A 15,753-nucleotide genomic window follows, 5' to 3' on the forward strand; every position below is an offset into this window, starting at 1 on the left:
TAACCCACCCCTCCGGGCCGGTACAGGAGCGGCTCCGCACAGGAGCCGTGCCACCACGGCGTCAGGGCTTCCCCCCGGATGGGATCCGCAACCGGCGGCCGCGTAGCGAGCCGCCCTACCCCTGCCAGGTGTGTGCGGTCCGCTCCGGCGGAAGGGGATCGATCTCGTGTCCGGCCCGGCCCAGCAGGCCGTACGTGAGTCGCTTCCCCAACTCGACGCCGGGCTGATCGAGGGGATCGACACCATAGAGCGCTCCCGCCAGGACCGTGGCATGCTCGAACAGCTGGAACAGCCCACCGAGCGAGGCGGTGTCCAGGGCCGGGATGGTCAGCGTCAGCGAAGGCCGTCCGCGCTGCCGCAGGGCCTCCGTCGTCGCGCGGCGCTCGGTGTCCAACAAGGTGGCCACCGAATGCCCCGACAGATAACGCGCAGCCTCCACGTCCGTGTGTACGTCGGGGATCGTCAGCGTCTCGGCGAAATCGCGCACGGCCAGGAACACGACACACTTGTCGCGCGGACCCTCCATGAAAAGCTGCACCTGCGCATGCTGATCGGTCGCCCCCACGGCGGGGAGCGGCGTGGGCCCGATCCCCTCCCCTCCCTTCTCCTTGCCCAGGGACTCCGCCCACAACTGCTGGAACCAAAGCGCGAACGAACGAAGGCGGCTCGAGTACGGCATCAACACATGGATGGGTGTCCCGTGCTCGACGTCCCACGCGTGCAGGAGCGCCGCCAGCAGGGCGGCCGGATTGTCCTCCAGCTCGGGACTCCGACACCGTTGGTCCATGGCAGCGGCGCCGGCCATCAGCGCCCGCAAATCGATCCCGGTGAGCGCAGCAGGAAAAAGGCCCACGGGGGAAAGCACCGAGAAACGACCTCCCACATTGCCCGGCACCGCCAGCGTGGGGATTCCCTCTCGCTGCGCCAGCTCGCGCAAGGGACCTCGCTCTGGATCGGTGGTGAACACGAAATGGCCGCGCGCCGCGTCGGCGCCCACGGCTTGATCCAGGATCCGACGCATCACCAGATAAAGCGCCATGGTCTCGGCGGTGGAGCCCGACTTGCTCACGACGTTGAACAACGTCCGCGTGGGCTCGATCACCGCCAGCAGATCCGAGACCACGGCGGGATCCGGGTTGTCGAGGAAGTACAAGCGGGGAAAATAGTCCCGTGCCTCGGCGCTACGCTCGTTCCAGTAGGGCCCCAGGAGCGCGTCGCGCATGGCCCAGGCCCCCAGGGCGGAGCCACCGATGCCGATGACGACCACCGTCTCGAACCACTGCCCGAACCCGTCGGCCAGTCCCTGGACCGCCGCCACGAGGTCCTGTCGACCCGGCAGCTCCATGAAACCCAGTCGGCCTTCCCGCTCGCCGGAGGCAACGACGCCCTGCGCCTGCTCCACCTCCTGCCGCAGGGAGGACTGCAGGTTCTGGGGGGTCGGGCCGCGCCCCCCCAGGGCGTCGGCGAGGGCATTGGCGTAGTCGAGGCTCCAACCCGTCAAGTCGTTCATTCCGGGATCTCCACCGTCAAACCGTCGTAGGCCGGAGCGATCCCGGGAGGCAACGACTCCTCGAGCTCGCCATGCCGTACCCGATGCGTCAGATGTGTCAGGAACGTCCGCTCGGCACCGATGCTCTGGGCGGCCGCCACGGCTTCCTCGATGTTGAAGTGTGTGGGGTGCGGGCGTCCGAACCAGAGCGCGTTCAGGACCAGCACCTTGACGCCGCGCAGGCGCTCGACCACCAGCGGGGGCAGCGCCTTTCCGTCCGTGATGTACCCCAGCGCGCCGACGCGCAGTCCATACACGGTGAAGGCGCCGTGGGGAACCGGCAGCGGCTCGACGATGCGACCGAGAACGTCGAGGCGACCTTCGGGATCGACCTCGACCAACCGTACATGAGGTTTGGACGTGCCTTCCGCGACCTGCACCGCCGCGTCGAAGATGTAGGGGAAGCGCGCGTGGAAGTACCCGGCGGTGCCCTGCGGCACGTAGGCGGGCACGTCCCGGCCACCCCGGAACGAGAACGCCCGCAGATCGTCGATGCCGTGTATGTGGTCCGCGTGCGCATGCGTGAACCACACGGCGTCGACGTCGTTCACGTCCGCGGCGAGAAGCTGCATCCGCAACTCGGGTGGGGTGTCGATGAGCAGTCGCTTGCTTCCCCACTCCACCAGAGCACCGTGCCGGGTGCGCCGGTCGCGCGCGTCCTCGGACCGGCAGGTCTCACAGGCACAGCCCACCACTGGGACGCCGAACGACGTGCCGGTGCCCAGGAAGGTCAACTTCACAGCGACTCGATCCGCAGCGTGTTGGTCGAGCCGGTTCGATGGAACGGGAACCCCGACGTGACGACGATCGACTGGCCGGGCTGACCCACGCCCGAGTCGATCACGGCCCGGCGCCCGATTTCCGTCAGGGCTTCGTAGCTCACCTCCTCGGGGTCTGCCAGGACCGGCACCACACCCCATACCAGCGATAGCTCGCGGTAGCGAAGCGGATCCGTGCACACGCCGAAGATCGGCACGGGCACGCGATAGGACGACACGAGGCGGGCGCTGAACCCGCTGCGCGTGATTACGACGATGGCCGGGGCTTTGAGGCGGCGCGCCGCTTCCGCCGTGGCGGAGGCGATCGCATGTTCGCGCAACGAGGCACCGTGGCGCTGGACGTCCGACCCCAGCGCGCCCAGACGAAGCGCCAGGCGCTCGGCACCGGCCCTCTCCACTTCGGTGGCGATGCGCACCATCGCTCGGACCGCGCCCACCGGGTAGGCACCGACCGCCGTCTCTCCGGACAACATGACAGCGTCGGTTCCGTCGAGGATCGCGTTGGCGACATCGGAGGCTTCCGCCCGGGTCGGTCGCGGGTGCTCGATCATGGATTCGAGCATCTGCGTGGCGGTGATGACCGGCCGGCCAAACAGGTTGGCGGCCTGTACGATCCGCTTCTGGGCCAGCGGTACCTGCTCGAACGGGAGCTCTACGCCCAGGTCGCCACGCGCCACCATCACGGCGTCGGTCGCCGCCAGGATGGCCTCGAGGTCCCCCAGCGCGATCGCCATTTCGATCTTGGCGACCACGAGCGCCCGTTCGGCCACGAGCTCTTTGAGTCGGATCACGTCTTCGGCGCTGCGTACGAACGAGAGCCCGACGAATTCCACGTTGTGCTGGAGGGCGAATTCGAGATCCGCGAGGTCTTTCTCGGTCAGCGAGGGAGCCCCCAGGGCCACCCCGGGGAGGTTCATGCCCTTGTGGCTCTTCAGCGGTCCGCCCCGCAGCACCTCGAACTCGGCCCGGGACCCCTCCACCCGCAGGCAGCGGAGCTCGAGGAGTCCGTCGTCCAGGAGCAGGAGATCGCCCGCCCGCACCTCCGTGGCCAGTGGTGCATAGGTGGTGGGGAGGTCGCCGGGGCCGGCATCGCCCTCAGGCGCGAAGACCACGCTCGATCCCTCGACGAGATCCACGGGCTGGGCGAGGTGCCCTACCCGGATGCGGGGCCCCTGGAGGTCGGCCAGGATCCCGACGGGCCGTCCCGCCTCGGCGGCCGCGGTCCGGATCACGTCCACCAGGGCGGCATGCTCCTCGTGCGTGCCATGAGACATGTTGATCCGGGCGACATCCAGACCGGCCGCCACCAGCGCCCGCACGGCCTCGGGGCTTCGGGAGGCGGGACCGAGCGTACAGACGATCTTCGTGCGGAGCGACATGCGTTCCCGAGGCTGAGTCGCGGCGGATGGGACCTCCGGGGAGGAGGCCGACGCGCCCGAAACGTGCCGACAGCGCCCACCGCAATCAAGACACGGAACCCCCGTTGGGGTGGCGAGTACCGGGGGCGTCGAGCGGCGAGCCGAGCGAATCCGGTGCCGGCCGTTGAGCGCGCGACGAGTCACGAAGGGAGGCAGGGCCTGGGGCACGCGCAGTCGAGGACCCTCTGGGTCGAGGACGAGGAGGGCGGGAAGAAGCTGGTGGAGGCCCTCGACTCGTCTGCACGGCTCGCCGTCGATACGGAAGCCGCGGGTTTCCATCGCTACTCCGACCGCATCTGCCTGCTCCAGCTCTCGACCGAGTCGGACACCTTCGTCATCGACACGCTGGCGTTCAATCCCGGGTCGATCCTGGCGCCGGCCTTGGCCGACCCCGATCGCACCGTCCTGCTCCATGGCTCCGACTACGACCTGCGACTCCTGGACCGGGATCTGGGTCTACGTGTCCGCTCCATCGTCGATACGCAGGTCGCTGCCGCGCTTTCTGGAGAGCAACAGACCGGCCTCTCGGCGCTCCTCGAACGCCACCTCGGCATCTCGCTCTCCAAGAAGTATCAACGCGCTGATTGGGCCCAGCGGCCCCTCTCCACCGAACAACTCGCCTATGCGGCCGCCGATACGCGCAGCCTGGGCGACTTGTGGGACCTCCTCCGTGAGCGCCTGGTCGAGCTGGGCCGGCTGCACTGGGTGGAAGAGGAGTTCGAACTGTTGGAGCAGATCGGCTGGGCGGGCGACGAGGAGCCGCTCGACCCCGTGACCCGATTCACCGGGGCACGCAAACTCGATCTCCCCACGCTGGAAGGCCTGCGCGCGGCCTGGGGCTGGCGTGACGCCCTGGCGCGCGAACGGGACCGCGCTCCCTTCCGGATCGCGGAAGACCGCGTGCTCGCCGAGGTGGCGACGGGTCGGATCGACTCCACCGAGGAACTGGCGGGGCTGCGCGGCATCTCCAAGACCGTGGCCCGCGGGCCCGGTGCGGAGTTGCTGGAGCGGGTGCGCTCCGCCCGTGCGACACCCGTCGCGGAGATCGCCCCCTATCCACGCAGGAGCGGGGGCCGGGCCGATCGCCCCACCCGCGAAGTGGAAGAGCGCTTCGAGCGACTCAAGGCCGCCCGTAACCAGCGGGCCGATGAACTGGGTCTGGATCGGGGACTGCTGGTACCCAACGCGGCGCTGATGGAGATCGCGCGGGGCGCGCCCGGTACCATGGGTGAGTTGAAGGCCCTTCCCTCCGTCAAACGCTGGCAGGTGGAAGCGGCCGGAGATTCACTGTTGGAGGCAGCCCGAAACACGAAGCGCCCCCGCTGAGTTCAGCAGGGGCGCTCTCGCCAGCAGAGTCGGGGCGCCGTCAGGCAGCCGCAGCCCCCTCTTCCTTACGCTTGCAATCGATGCAGTAGCGCGCATGAGGTAGGGCGTCGAGACGCTCGAATCCCACCTCTGCTCCGCAGGTGTGACATTTGCCGAAGTTGTCGGGATCGTTGTACAAGCGGCGCAGAGCCTCTTCGAGACGATAGAGGTAGCGGCCTTCCTTCGTCGCAAAGAGCGCGGCTTTCTCCCGCTCCATGGCCTCGGTCCCTTGATCGGCCATGTGATCCGTGTAGGCGGCCAGGTCGGAATCGCCACCTTCCCGATCCGCCTTGGCCATCTGGTCGAAGAGACCCAGGGAGCGAAGGGCGCGCGCACGCTCCTCGAGGAGCCGCTTTTCAATGTGTGCGAGCTGCTTCTTGTTCATTCCCGCTTCGTCCTGTTATGCGAGTCGCGGACCGCTGAGGTCCGGAGTCACCGGAGTGGTGGGCCGACGCAAGACTGGGGCCGCAACAGACTCAAAAGATAGAAAGAGGCGCGCCACTGTCCAGGCCTGGGCGTCGCGGGACGGCAACGGAGAGACGGCGAATGCGTCTCGATCCCGAGCCCAACGGTCCCAACCGCAACGGTGCGGGGCGGCCGCTGCCCTACCAGCGCACCAGAGCGCTCGCCCAGGTGAACCCCGAGCCGAAGGCGACCAGGCCCAGTAGGTCCCCGGACTCCAGGCGACCCGCCGCCACCGCCTCCGAAAGCGCAATGGGAATGGTGGCCGCCGTGGTATTGCCGTAGCGCTGGATGTTGTTGACGACCTTTTCTTCAGGCAGGCCCAAGCGGCGCCGCACCATCTCGGAGATGCGTAGGTTCGCCTGATGGGGGATCAGCAGATCGAGGTCGTCCACGCCCAGTCCATTGGCGTGCAGCGCATGTTGCATGGCCTCCGGCATGCGTTCCACGGCGTGTCGGAACACCTCCCGTCCATTCATCGAGGGATACTGTCGACCCTCCGCGAGGTCCTCCGGGCCGATGCGAGGATGTCGGCTGCTGGCCGGCGCATCGCACCACAGGGTCTCCGCGTGGCGTCCGTCGGCGAACAGGTGCGTGGAGAGCACGCCCCGCCCAGGATCGCGCGTCGCGGTCAGGACCGCGGCACCCGCCCCGTCTCCGAAGAGCACGGCCATTTCACGCCCTTCGGTCGAGACATCCACGCCGCTGGACTGGATCTCGACCCCGACCAACAGGACGGTTCGGTAGAACTCGGCCCGGATCCATGCGTCGGCGACGGAGAGGCCATAGAGGAACCCGCTGCACTGGGCGCGGATATCCAACGCGGGGATCCCGTTGGCGCCCAACTCCCGCTGCAGGAACACGCCCGTCCCCGGGAAGAAGTGATCGGGGCTCAGGGTGGCCAGCACGATCGCGTCCACATCCGAAACCGTCAGACCCGCAGCGTCCAGCGCGGCGCGCGACGCATGCGCGGCCATTTCGGCACTGGTGGTCGAGCCGGGAAGGACCCAGCGCCGCTCTTCGATGCCGGTGCGTTCGCGGATCCACTCGTCCGAGGTGTCCATCCACTGGCCGAGATCGTCATTGGTCACCACGCGGTCCGGCACGTGGAAGCCGGTTCCGACGATCGCGGCGCGCGGTGGCGTCACCTCTCGTCTTCCTCGGCCCGCATCAGCACCAACGTGATGTTGTCGGGTCCGCCGCCCGCCACCGCCTCGTCGACGAGTGAATCGGCAATGGTGGCCAACGCGGCGCCCGACCCGGCCCGCGCCACGATGTCGCCTTCCTCGACCACGCGCACCAGACCATCGGTGCAGAGGAGCAGGGTGTCCCCGACTTCGAGCCGGCCCAAGGTGACCTGCGGATCCACATCGGGATCGATTCCGATCACGCGCGTGAGCACGTGCCCGAAGGGGTGGTGACGCGCGGCCTCGCGGGTCAACCGACCCTCGTCCACCGACTCCTGGGCGAGCGTGTGGTCCTGGGTGAGACGCTGCCATGCATCCCGACTCACGCGATAGGCGCGGCTGTCTCCTACGTGCCCCACCGCGAAGGTGCTCGTCTCCGGATCGACGGCCGCGATGGTGAGCGTGCACCCCATGCCGTGAAAGGACGGCTCCGCAAGCACGTGCCGACGGACTGCCGCGTTCGCTTCCCGGACCGCTTCCCCCACGGCACGGGCCAGGAGTGCCGCCCGTGAGCCGGCCCCGCCCTGGCGGCCCGTCAGCGGATCGCGGAGCTGGGCGAGATGGGTGCTGGCCGCGTCGGCCGCGATCCGGCTGGCGACGTCCCCGGCGGGCCCGCCCCCCATCCCATCGGCCACGATCCCGTAGGTGCCGTCGGCTCCGACCCGGAACGCATCCTCGTTGCGACCGCGCACCAGCCCTATGTGGGTGCGGCCCAGCCCGGCCATGCGAGGCGCCATAGGGGTCTTCGTGCTCGCGGTCAATCCGGATTCCGGTAGGCTCATTCGACGCTCTCCTTGCTGTCCCTTGGACAGCGCTGCGCCGAAGGAGTCACGTACCACTATCAGCGTCGTCCAGGCCCCGTTCCGGCCATCGTCGCACAGGCACCGGTCGGAGCGGCGGCGCAATGTAGAGGAAAGCCCCCGGACGTCCAACCCGCTCGGACCCCCGGCCCTTGGCCCGGGGTAGCGCCCTCGACCGATCCACCCTGGACCGTGAGCACCGTGGACACCATCCATTGCCGGCGCTGTGACCGAGAAGACGCCCCCAGGCTCGCACGTCCGCCCTTCCGGTCGGAGCTGGGGGAGCGGGTCGCCGCATCCATCTGTGGCGATTGCTGGCAGGAGTGGCTGAAGCACCAGACCCTGCTCATCAACCACTACGGGCTCGATCCGCGGGACAAGGAGGCGCGAGCGTTCCTCTACGGTCAGGTGGAGGAGGTATTGCTCGGGGGAGGCCAGGGCCGCGGCATCGACACCTCCCAGCAGGGCAGCGTCGAGTGGTAGAGCCCTGGGCCGGGACGTCCCGGCCCGCAAGCAGCTAGGAACCGGGCGCCCCGCAGGCAGGGGCCCAATCCAGCCGCACCAGCAGCATCCCTTCCGGTCGATCCACGATCGTCACGGTGCCGGGGCAGCGCGCCTCCAGTTGGTTCAGGGTCTCTCCGTGCACCGCACCGCCCTGTTCCAGAAGCACGTGGTCGACTCCGGTGGCCCGCCACAGGCTCAACTGCTGGTCGGGGGAGCCCCACGAGGGCCACTCCTGCTGCAGGGGAAGGAAGCGCGCGCTCGGCACCGCCCGGCGTCCCGTGTAGAGGTGGATTGCGGGCCAGAGTTCCGGAGCCCCCACGACCGCCTCGGGCGGCGTGTGTTCCGCCACCGAGCGCAGCGCACGCGCGAGCACCTCGGCACGCTGCTCCAAGGAGCGGACCGGCCTTCTCAGCCCCAGGGCGTACGCGTGCAGGCCCACGGACGTGACCACCACACCCAGCGCGGCCGCGGCCAGCGCGACCCGCCAACCGGATCGTGCTGTACGGAGCAGAGATCCCGTGCCAAGGAGGAGGGCGGCCATCAGGAGGGGAGCCGCCGGGACCAACAGGCGAGCCGTCTGGAAAGGCCAGGCCCAGACCAGCAGGCCATAAACCAGGACGAACAGTCCTGCCGTCGGGCTCTTTCGTCCCACACGCAGCAGTCCCACCCCGACGGCGACCCAGAGGATCAGGGCCAGACCGCGCGCTCCAGCACCTTCGAGTCCGGGCAGAAGCAGCGCGGTGGCGTCGCGACCCAGGGAGCCCGCGTTGTTCCGCAGATAGGTCAGGTAGGCGTCGGGCGCCATCCGAACCTGCTCCACCCACCAGGGGCCGTAGCTCCCCAACAGGTCGCGGAGCCCGGGCTCCATGGCCGACGTCATCCGTCCGCTCGCCACCGCCCAGGGCACCATGACCAGGAGGCAACCCGCAGCGATGCCGAGTGACCTCCGGACGGCCCGTCGCACCAATAGTGCCCCGCACAGCGCCGCCGCCAGCGCGATCCCCACCGAGCGGGTGTGCACCGTGAGCGCAAACAGCAGAAGGAACGACAGCATTCCCTTCCACGATGCGCCGGTCCTCTCCAGTGGCCCCGCCGCGACGAACCCCAGCAGCAGGAGGACCAGAAACAGCGATTCAGACAGGGGGATGGCCGCCACGCTCCACAACGGGCCGGGCAGCAACGCCAGGAAGGCGACCACCGAGGCACGTTGGCCCTCGACCAGCCCACTGCGGGCCAACCAGATCGCCAATACCACGCCCGCGCAGGCGAGCAACACGACATTCAGCGCCGTCAGCGCGACGGCACTCTCCGGGAACGGCGGACCCAGACGCCACACCAGGGCGGTGAGCAACGGATAGACGGGTGGAAACTTCGCCGCGAAAACCCCGCCCGGGATGCCCGCATAGCGGAGCCCCTGCCCCTCCGCCAGCGACTTCCCGATCAGCAGGTAAACGCCGTCGTCGTTCCAGACCCCCGCCGGCAGGGGAACCCAGGTAAGGAATCCGATCCCGATCAGGGTGAGCCACAAGAGGGCGCGCGCGCGTCGCGACGGCAGGGGCGCCAAGGGCGTCGGACTAGCCAGTCAGGACCGCCTCGATCTCGTCCGCCGCCCAGGAGAGCGTCTCACGATCGATGACCAAAGGAGGCGCGAAGCGGATGACCGTGCCATGCGTCTCCTTGGCGAGGATGCCTCGCTCCTGCAGCGCTTCGCAGTAGGGACGGGCTCTTCCATCTACTTCCACACCGATCATCAACCCGCGCCCGCGCACATCCTTGATCTGTGGGGCGGCGATCGAGCGCAGCCGCTCCTTCAACCACTCCCCTTCCCGCGCGGCGCGCGCCGGCAGCTCCTCGTCGACGATCACCTGCAGTGCGGCCCGGGCGATGGCTGCACCCAGGGGATTGCCCCCGAAGGTGGAGCCGTGATCGCCCGGCCGGAAGACATCCATGAGGTCGTCATCCGCCAACACCGCCGACACGGGATACACGCCGCCGGAGAGCGCTTTGCCGATCATCACCACGTCGGGCCGCACGTCCTCCCAATCGCTGCAGAAGAGGCGGCCACAGCGACCGAGACCTGTCTGGATCTCATCTGCCATGAACGCGACGTTGTGTTTCCGGCAGAGCTCGCTCGCGGCGCGCAGGTACCCATCCGGCGGCACCACGACCCCCCCTTCGCCCTGGATGGGCTCGACCAGGAAGCCCACCGTATTCGGACCGATCGCCGAAGCCAGCGCGTCCAGATCGCCGTACGGCACCAGCGTGAACCCCGGAGTGAACGGTCCGAAGCCCTGCTTGTAGGCCGGCTCCGACGAGAAGGAGATGACGGTGGTGGTACGACCCGCGAAGTTGCCCACGCACGCGATGATCTCCGCCTTGCCCTCGGGGACTCCGCGAACGGTGTAGCCCCACTTGCGGACCATCTTGATCGCGGTCTCGACGGCTTCTGCGCCGGTGTTCATGGGCAGGGCGCGCGCGTACCCCGTCAGCGTGCACAACTCGTGCAGGAAGGGCCCCATCTGGTCGTTGTGGAACGCTCTCGACGTGAGCGTGATCCGCCCCAGCTGCTCGACCGCCGCGGCCAGGATGCGAGGGTGCCGGTGACCCTGGTTCACCGCCGAATAGGCGCTGAGCATATCCAGGTACTTCCGGCCCTCGACGTCCCAGACCCAGACGCCTTCACCCCGCTCCAGGACCACGGGTAGAGGCGCATAGTTGTGGGCGCTGTACCGCTCGACTTCCTCGAGGAATCGGGCGGTACGCGCGAGCGTCGCTTCCGTCATCCTTCCCCCCCAGGGGAATCCGGCCGCCGGGCCGGTCCACCCCCGAAAAAAACGGCCCGCCCGGACCCAGGGAGGATCCGGGCGGCAGCGGTTTCCGTCCGACGTAATCTAGCAGGTCGCAGAAGCCGGGGGTACCCCGAGCCCCCCTACTGCGCGTCTCGAGTGAAGGCCACGGGCAAGCGGGGACGCTCGTCGACGTGCAGTTGGAAGACGTCGGGCCGTGCGTAGTGTCCCACCACGTCGAAGTCGAACTTGGCGCGTCCCACCTCCGCCATGTCGAGCTCCGCCGTGAGGATCCCCGCTTCCCCCAGCAAGGGTCCGGCGAGAACCTCCCCGTGCGGAGAAACGATCACCGAGCCCCCTGGGCAGAGCAGCTCGGGTCGGCCGCTCAACTCTGCTTCGATCTCGGGATCTCCCGCTGGATAGTGGGAGCGGGTGACGAACTGGTTGCAACCCAGGACGAAACAGCGCCCCTCCACGGCGATGTGTCGCATGGTGGCCTGCCAACGATCACGCGCATCGGCCGTGGGGGCGAGATAGATCTCCACGCCCTTCGCATACATCGCGGTGCGCGCCAGCGGCATGTAGTTCTCCCAGCAGATCAGCCCCCCCACGCGCGCCTCGGGCATCTGCACCACGGGAAGCGTGCTTCCGTCGCCCTCTCCCCAGATGTAGCGTTCAGCTGCGGTGGGCTTGAGCTTGCGATGCTTGGCCAACAACGTCCCGTCCGGCCCGAAGTAGAGCAGCGTGCAGAACAGCGTACCCGCGCTGAACTCCGTATCGCGCTCCACCACCCCCACCGCGACGTAGGCGGAAGCCTCCCGGGCGGCTTCGCCCAGGGCCTCCGTCGCAGGGCCGGGCACGGCGACGGCGTTGGCGCGGTAGCGCGCCCAAAGACTGCGGCCGCCTTCGGTTCGTCCACCCACGGCCGTGCCGAAGTCGAGTCCCCAGGGATAGCCACCCACGTACGCTTCCGGAAGGAGGATCAGCCGGGGCTTGGACGCGGCTGCTCGGCGAATCGATTCGCAGGCTGCTTCCACGGAACGTTTCACATCGAAGAACACGGCTTCGGGCTGGACGACCGCAACACGTACGCAGGGCTCGGACGGGGTCAAGCGGAGGACTCCGGGTTGAAGGACATCGGGACGCGGGGCTCAGCCACCGCGGTAGATCCACTCCGCCATCACCTCTCCCACCATCTCCAGCGTGCTCGCGCTCACATGGTCGACCTGGTCTTGCGGAGTGTGCCAGTAGCTGTTTCGCGGTCCGTAGTCGAAGTCGATGATGTCGATGGTACGGATTCCCTTTTGCAGTAACGGCACGTGGTCGTCCGTGATGCGCGGACCTACGCGCGTGGGAAACCAGCGCTCGTAGCCGAGATCGCGCGCGACGTTCCACACGCGCAGCGCGAGGTCGCGTGCGGCGTCGGCGGAGTACCCCTCGATCGGGAACTCCGGGTCCGCGTCGCCAACCATGTCGAGCAACACAGCGTAGACCGGAAACTGGTCCGCCGTGAGTTGTCTAGCGAATTCGCGGGAACCGAAGAACATGTCGTCGGTGCCCGGGCCGTAGTCCTCCCCGTCTACGAAAAGGAGGTCGACGCCCACCGGCGGAGGCTGCTGCAGAAACAGCGTCGCCAGTTCCAGGAGGATGGCGGTTCCCGAGGCCCCGTCGTTGGCGCCTGGCACCGGGATGTCGCGCTGGGCAGCGTCACTGGCCTGGTCGGAGCGCGGACGCGTGTCCCAATGCGTGAGCAGCAGCAGGCGGCGGGGCGCCTCCGGATTGAACCGGACCCACACGTTCGTCAGCGCCAGCGGCTCTCCCTGGGTCGTGACGACATCGAAGCGCTGCAGGGCGACGGTCCCCGCTCGCGTCGCCAACTCCGTGCTCAACCAGTCCAGCGTCTGACTGTGACCCGGAGACCCAGGGATACGGGGTCCGAAGTCCAGCTGGCGTTGGAGGTGCTGGAACGCCCGCTCCCCCGAGAATTGGGGGCGCTCCACCCGGGAGCCCGCCGGCGCGGCCCCGTCGCACGCTGCGCAGGCCGCCAACAGCAGCGTCCACGACCATCCCCTCACCCGCCTCGGTCCGTTCACCCCGTCTCCCTGGCCCTCATTCGGTTCCGCGTCCTCCGGTCCGAGGCGCTGCAGCAAGATGGCCTGATCCGCCGACGATCGTCGAGGCCTTGCGCTCCAGGGGGAATGGGCCGAACTCCCCTGAGGCCGGTGGGTTGGCGAAAGACGCCCACCCCCGCACCGTAGGAGCGACTAGGAGCCCCCGCAACGAGCTTCGTTCGCAGGAGGTCTTGATGGGAGACCAACCACGTCGGTCGGGCCGACCTCGGGGCCGGTGGTGCGCCGCGGCGCGCGGGCGATGGGGTGTGCGCGTGGGCTCGGTCGCAGCGCTCCTCCTGGGAGCCCTCGCGCTTGGTTCCGAACCCGGCGCTGCCCAGCGGATCGAGGGGCGACTGGTGGACGCCGCCACCGGCAACGGAATCGCCGATGGAACGCTGTCGGTGCTCAACGAGGAAGGCCATGCGCGATTCTCGGTGGGCACCGACTCCACCGGGTGGTTCGTCCTCCCCCTCCCACGCTCGGGGGAGACGCTCCTCCGGGCCGAGGCGCTGGGCTACCAGACGTGGGACTCCGAGCCCATCGCGGTCGACTGGGACGAGGCCCTCGAAGTGACGATCACGCTCTCGGTACGCGCCCTCGAGCTCGATCCCCTGGTGGTGACCGCCCGCCGTCAGGATGTACACCGGGCGTTCCGCGACTTCTACCGCCGCAGCGCGCACATCGAGCGCACCGGCTTCGGCAGAGTGCTGGACAAGGAAACGTTGGAGAAGTCGTGGGTCCTCTCCCACCGGCTGCGTGAGATCCCGGGGCTGCGCTATTCGACCGCGCCGGACGGCACACTTCGGCTGGGGCGCCACGGCTGTCCCGGCGGTGCCTTCCTCAACGGGATGTACGTGGGCAACCCCGACCTGGACGAGCTCGTGTTCGCCACGGATCTCGAGGGCGTCGAGATCTATCGCAGCGAAGCGGAGGTGCCCCCGGAGCTCGGCGCGGGAGGCGGGGAGGCCCTTTGCACGGTGGTGGCGCTGTGGACTCGGGCGGATCCCACCTCGTCATCCGGGCGCGGAGCCTGGTTCCGGTGGGGACTACTCGGTGCGCTGGTGGGCGGCTTCGCGGCGCTGGTGGCAGGTTGATGGCGTCCCGCCCGCCCCGCCGAGGGCGCCGCCGCGCCTTCGCGCTCGCGCCCATCCTGCTGTGGGCATCGGCCCTTTGGCTTCGAGCGCCCGGTCCCCTGGCCGGCCAGGCCATCTCCGGCCAGGTCAGCGAACGCGCCAGCGGACGAGCGGTGGCAGGTGCGGACGTGGCGCTCCTACAGGAGGACGACGCCACCAGCGCGAGGGTCACCACCGACGCCGAGGGCCGGTTCTACCTTCCGCTTCCCAGGTCCGGCACCCATTCGCTCCTCATCGAGGCGCTGGGATACGCACCGGCCCGGACGGAACCCATCCACGTGGACGTCGGTGAACGCGTGGAGATCGTGGTGGCGCTCTCGGTCGACGCGATCGAGCTCACGCCGGTCGTGGTCACGGCCCGTCGCACGAACACGCGGACCCTTCGCGACTTCGAGCGACGTCGCCGGACCGGGGAAGCGTCTGGCTTCGGCGTCTTCCTCGCCCGCGAGGAGTTGGACCGCACCTTCGACCTGGCGACGCCGCTCACAGCGGTCGTGGGGCTGCCCCGCACCTATGACGGCGCCGGCGACCTGCACGTGGGAAGCAGTGTCTGCCCGGGCGCGGTGTTCCTCGACGGGATCCTGGTCGGCAACCCCGGACTCAATCAGTTCGTGCTGCCCACGGATCTCGAGGGCGTGGAGGTCTACCGACGGCGCAGCGAGATCCCCATCGACCTCCGCCACCAGATCGGAGACGACAACCTTTGCTCCGCCGTCGTGTTGTGGACGCGGCAGGGACAGGTGACGCGGGGAGGACGGGCCTGGCTGCGCTTCGGACTCCTGGGCGCCCTGGTCGGTGGCTTCCTGATCCTGGTCGTGGGCGGGTGAGCGCTCCCGCTTCCCGGATCGTCGCCGTGCTGGGCAGCGCTCTGCTGTTCGGTTGGGCCGTCCCCGCGGCCGGGGCCGGCCAGGTCGTGTCCGGGCACGTACGGGACGGCAGCACCGGCGAGTACATCGCCGATGCCACGGTGACGTTGATACGCGAGGACAGCGTTGCAGGTCTGTCCGTGGCCACGGGACCAGACGGGTACTTCCAGCTGCCGCTCCCCCGCCCCGACACCGTGCGCGTTCGGTTCGCCGCGCTCGGCTATGCCTCCTATACCAGTGAGCCACTGGCCGTCGCCACGCGCGAGATCGTGGAGGTCGAGGTTCGTCTCGCCGTGGACGCGCTCGAGCTGCCGCCGCTGGTGGTGGAGGCGCGTCGGCAGGACCGGCGCCGGCGCGCACTGCGGGAGTTCTATCGCCGCTACGACTCCGGTCAACGCACGGGGTTCGGAGTGTTCTTCACGAGGGAGGATCTGGAGGATGTGTCCTTCCTCTCCCATGAGTTCGTGAAGGTCCCGGGCCTGCGGTATCGGTACGGCCCGGAGGGGATGACCCTCGGGTCACGCATGTGTGGCGCGACCGTGTACTTGAACGGACTTCCCGTCGGATCCTCCGCCGTCGACGAGATCTGGCCGGAGGACCTGGAGGCCATCGAGATCTACCGGCGGGAATCCGAGATCCCGATCGATCTCAAACGACCCGGGAGTTGCACGGTGGTCGCGATGTGGACGCGCATCGGCACCGAGTCCTCCGGAGGACGCTACTGGCTGCGCATGGGACTGCTCGGCGCCCTGGTAGGCGGCTTCGTGGTCCTGGTCGCGGGGAACTGACGCGC

15 protein-coding genes are annotated in these 15,753 nt (G+C 68.8%); 5 read left to right on the forward strand and 10 right to left on the reverse strand.

The genetic code is table 11. The features are described from left to right. Nucleotides 1-115: 115 nt before the first annotated feature. Genes R3E10_05655 through pyk form a run of 3 tightly spaced genes read right to left on the reverse strand, consistent with a single transcriptional unit; the run spans nucleotide 116 to nucleotide 3,707 of the window. Nucleotides 116-1,510, reverse strand: a complete 1,395-nt coding sequence (locus R3E10_05655; protein MEZ4415218.1) for a glucose-6-phosphate isomerase — start codon at nucleotides 1,508-1,510, stop codon at nucleotides 116-118. Continuing rightward, entirely contained in the window at nucleotides 1,507-2,289 is a 783-nt protein-coding gene (locus R3E10_05660; GenBank protein MEZ4415219.1) for an MBL fold metallo-hydrolase, read from the reverse strand. The genes R3E10_05655 and R3E10_05660 overlap by 4 nt, the downstream gene beginning before the upstream one ends. After that, nucleotides 2,286-3,707 carry a pyruvate kinase gene (gene pyk, locus R3E10_05665; protein ID MEZ4415220.1) on the reverse strand — a complete coding sequence of 474 codons (1,422 nt, stop codon included), beginning with the start codon at nucleotides 3,705-3,707 and terminating at the stop codon, nucleotides 2,286-2,288. Before pyk ends, R3E10_05660 begins: the two co-directional genes overlap by 4 nt. Nucleotides 3,708-3,860: 153 nt before the next feature. On the opposite strand from pyk, the gene R3E10_05670 reads away from it, so the two are divergent. Beyond that, nucleotides 3,861-5,072, forward strand: a complete 1,212-nt coding sequence (locus R3E10_05670) for an HRDC domain-containing protein (protein ID MEZ4415221.1) — start codon at nucleotides 3,861-3,863, stop codon at nucleotides 5,070-5,072. Nucleotides 5,073-5,112: 40 nt separating this feature from the next. Here the strand turns inward: R3E10_05670 and R3E10_05675 are convergent, their stop codons facing one another. From R3E10_05675 to R3E10_05685, 3 genes are all read right to left on the reverse strand, one after another. After that, nucleotides 5,113-5,496, reverse strand: a complete 384-nt coding sequence (locus tag R3E10_05675; protein MEZ4415222.1) for a TraR/DksA family transcriptional regulator — start codon at nucleotides 5,494-5,496, stop codon at nucleotides 5,113-5,115. 220 nt (nucleotides 5,497-5,716) lie between these two features. After that, nucleotides 5,717-6,721 carry a beta-ketoacyl-ACP synthase III gene (locus R3E10_05680; GenBank protein MEZ4415223.1) on the reverse strand — a complete coding sequence of 335 codons (1,005 nt, stop codon included), beginning with the start codon at nucleotides 6,719-6,721 and terminating at the stop codon, nucleotides 5,717-5,719. Next, nucleotides 6,718-7,542, reverse strand: a complete 825-nt coding sequence (locus R3E10_05685) for a protein phosphatase 2C domain-containing protein (protein ID MEZ4415224.1) — start codon at nucleotides 7,540-7,542, stop codon at nucleotides 6,718-6,720. Before R3E10_05685 ends, R3E10_05680 begins: the two co-directional genes overlap by 4 nt. A gap of 210 nt (nucleotides 7,543-7,752) precedes the next feature. Here R3E10_05685 and R3E10_05690 point away from each other — a divergent pair, with 210 nt between their 5' ends. Next, nucleotides 7,753-8,043: an oxidative damage protection protein gene (locus R3E10_05690; GenBank protein MEZ4415225.1), complete on the forward strand. Its 291-nt coding sequence runs from the start codon at nucleotides 7,753-7,755 to the stop codon at nucleotides 8,041-8,043. Between the two features lie 34 nt (nucleotides 8,044-8,077). Here R3E10_05690 and R3E10_05695 read toward each other — a convergent pair whose 3' ends face one another. From R3E10_05695 to R3E10_05710, 4 genes are all read right to left on the reverse strand, one after another. Continuing rightward, nucleotides 8,078-9,628, reverse strand: a complete 1,551-nt coding sequence (locus R3E10_05695; GenBank protein ID MEZ4415226.1) for a hypothetical protein — start codon at nucleotides 9,626-9,628, stop codon at nucleotides 8,078-8,080. A 10-nt stretch (nucleotides 9,629-9,638) separates the two neighbouring features. Then, the gene (gene rocD / locus R3E10_05700) at nucleotides 9,639-10,847 is read right to left on the reverse strand and encodes an ornithine--oxo-acid transaminase (protein MEZ4415227.1); all 1,209 of its coding nucleotides are present in this window, start codon (nucleotides 10,845-10,847) and stop codon (nucleotides 9,639-9,641) included. 146 nt (nucleotides 10,848-10,993) lie between these two features. Beyond that, the gene (locus tag R3E10_05705) at nucleotides 10,994-11,962 is read right to left on the reverse strand and encodes a carbon-nitrogen hydrolase family protein (GenBank protein MEZ4415228.1); all 969 of its coding nucleotides are present in this window, start codon (nucleotides 11,960-11,962) and stop codon (nucleotides 10,994-10,996) included. Between the two features lie 39 nt (nucleotides 11,963-12,001). Beyond that, nucleotides 12,002-12,943, reverse strand: coding sequence for a M28 family peptidase (locus R3E10_05710; GenBank protein MEZ4415229.1), 942 nt, complete (start codon nucleotides 12,941-12,943; stop codon nucleotides 12,002-12,004). A 290-nt stretch (nucleotides 12,944-13,233) separates the two neighbouring features. Here R3E10_05710 and R3E10_05715 point away from each other — a divergent pair, with 290 nt between their 5' ends. From R3E10_05715 to R3E10_05725, 3 genes are read left to right on the forward strand one after another with little or no spacing between them, the layout of a single operon-like run. Beyond that, nucleotides 13,234-14,055, forward strand: coding sequence for a carboxypeptidase-like regulatory domain-containing protein (locus tag R3E10_05715; protein ID MEZ4415230.1), 822 nt, complete (start codon nucleotides 13,234-13,236; stop codon nucleotides 14,053-14,055). Continuing rightward, a complete protein-coding gene (locus tag R3E10_05720) occupies nucleotides 14,055-14,921 on the forward strand; it encodes a carboxypeptidase-like regulatory domain-containing protein (GenBank protein ID MEZ4415231.1) in 867 nt (288 codons plus the stop codon). The genes R3E10_05715 and R3E10_05720 overlap by 1 nt, the downstream gene beginning before the upstream one ends. Continuing rightward, nucleotides 14,918-15,748 (forward strand): carboxypeptidase-like regulatory domain-containing protein, encoded by an 831-nt coding sequence (locus tag R3E10_05725; GenBank protein ID MEZ4415232.1) that lies wholly within the window; start codon nucleotides 14,918-14,920, stop codon nucleotides 15,746-15,748. The genes R3E10_05720 and R3E10_05725 overlap by 4 nt, the downstream gene beginning before the upstream one ends. Nucleotides 15,749-15,753: the final 5 nt, after the last annotated feature.

It is taken from the genome of Gemmatimonadota bacterium, from assembly GCA_041390105.1.
In the GTDB taxonomy this organism is placed as follows: domain Bacteria; phylum Gemmatimonadota; class Gemmatimonadetes; order Longimicrobiales; family Gaopeijiaceae; genus JAGQIF01.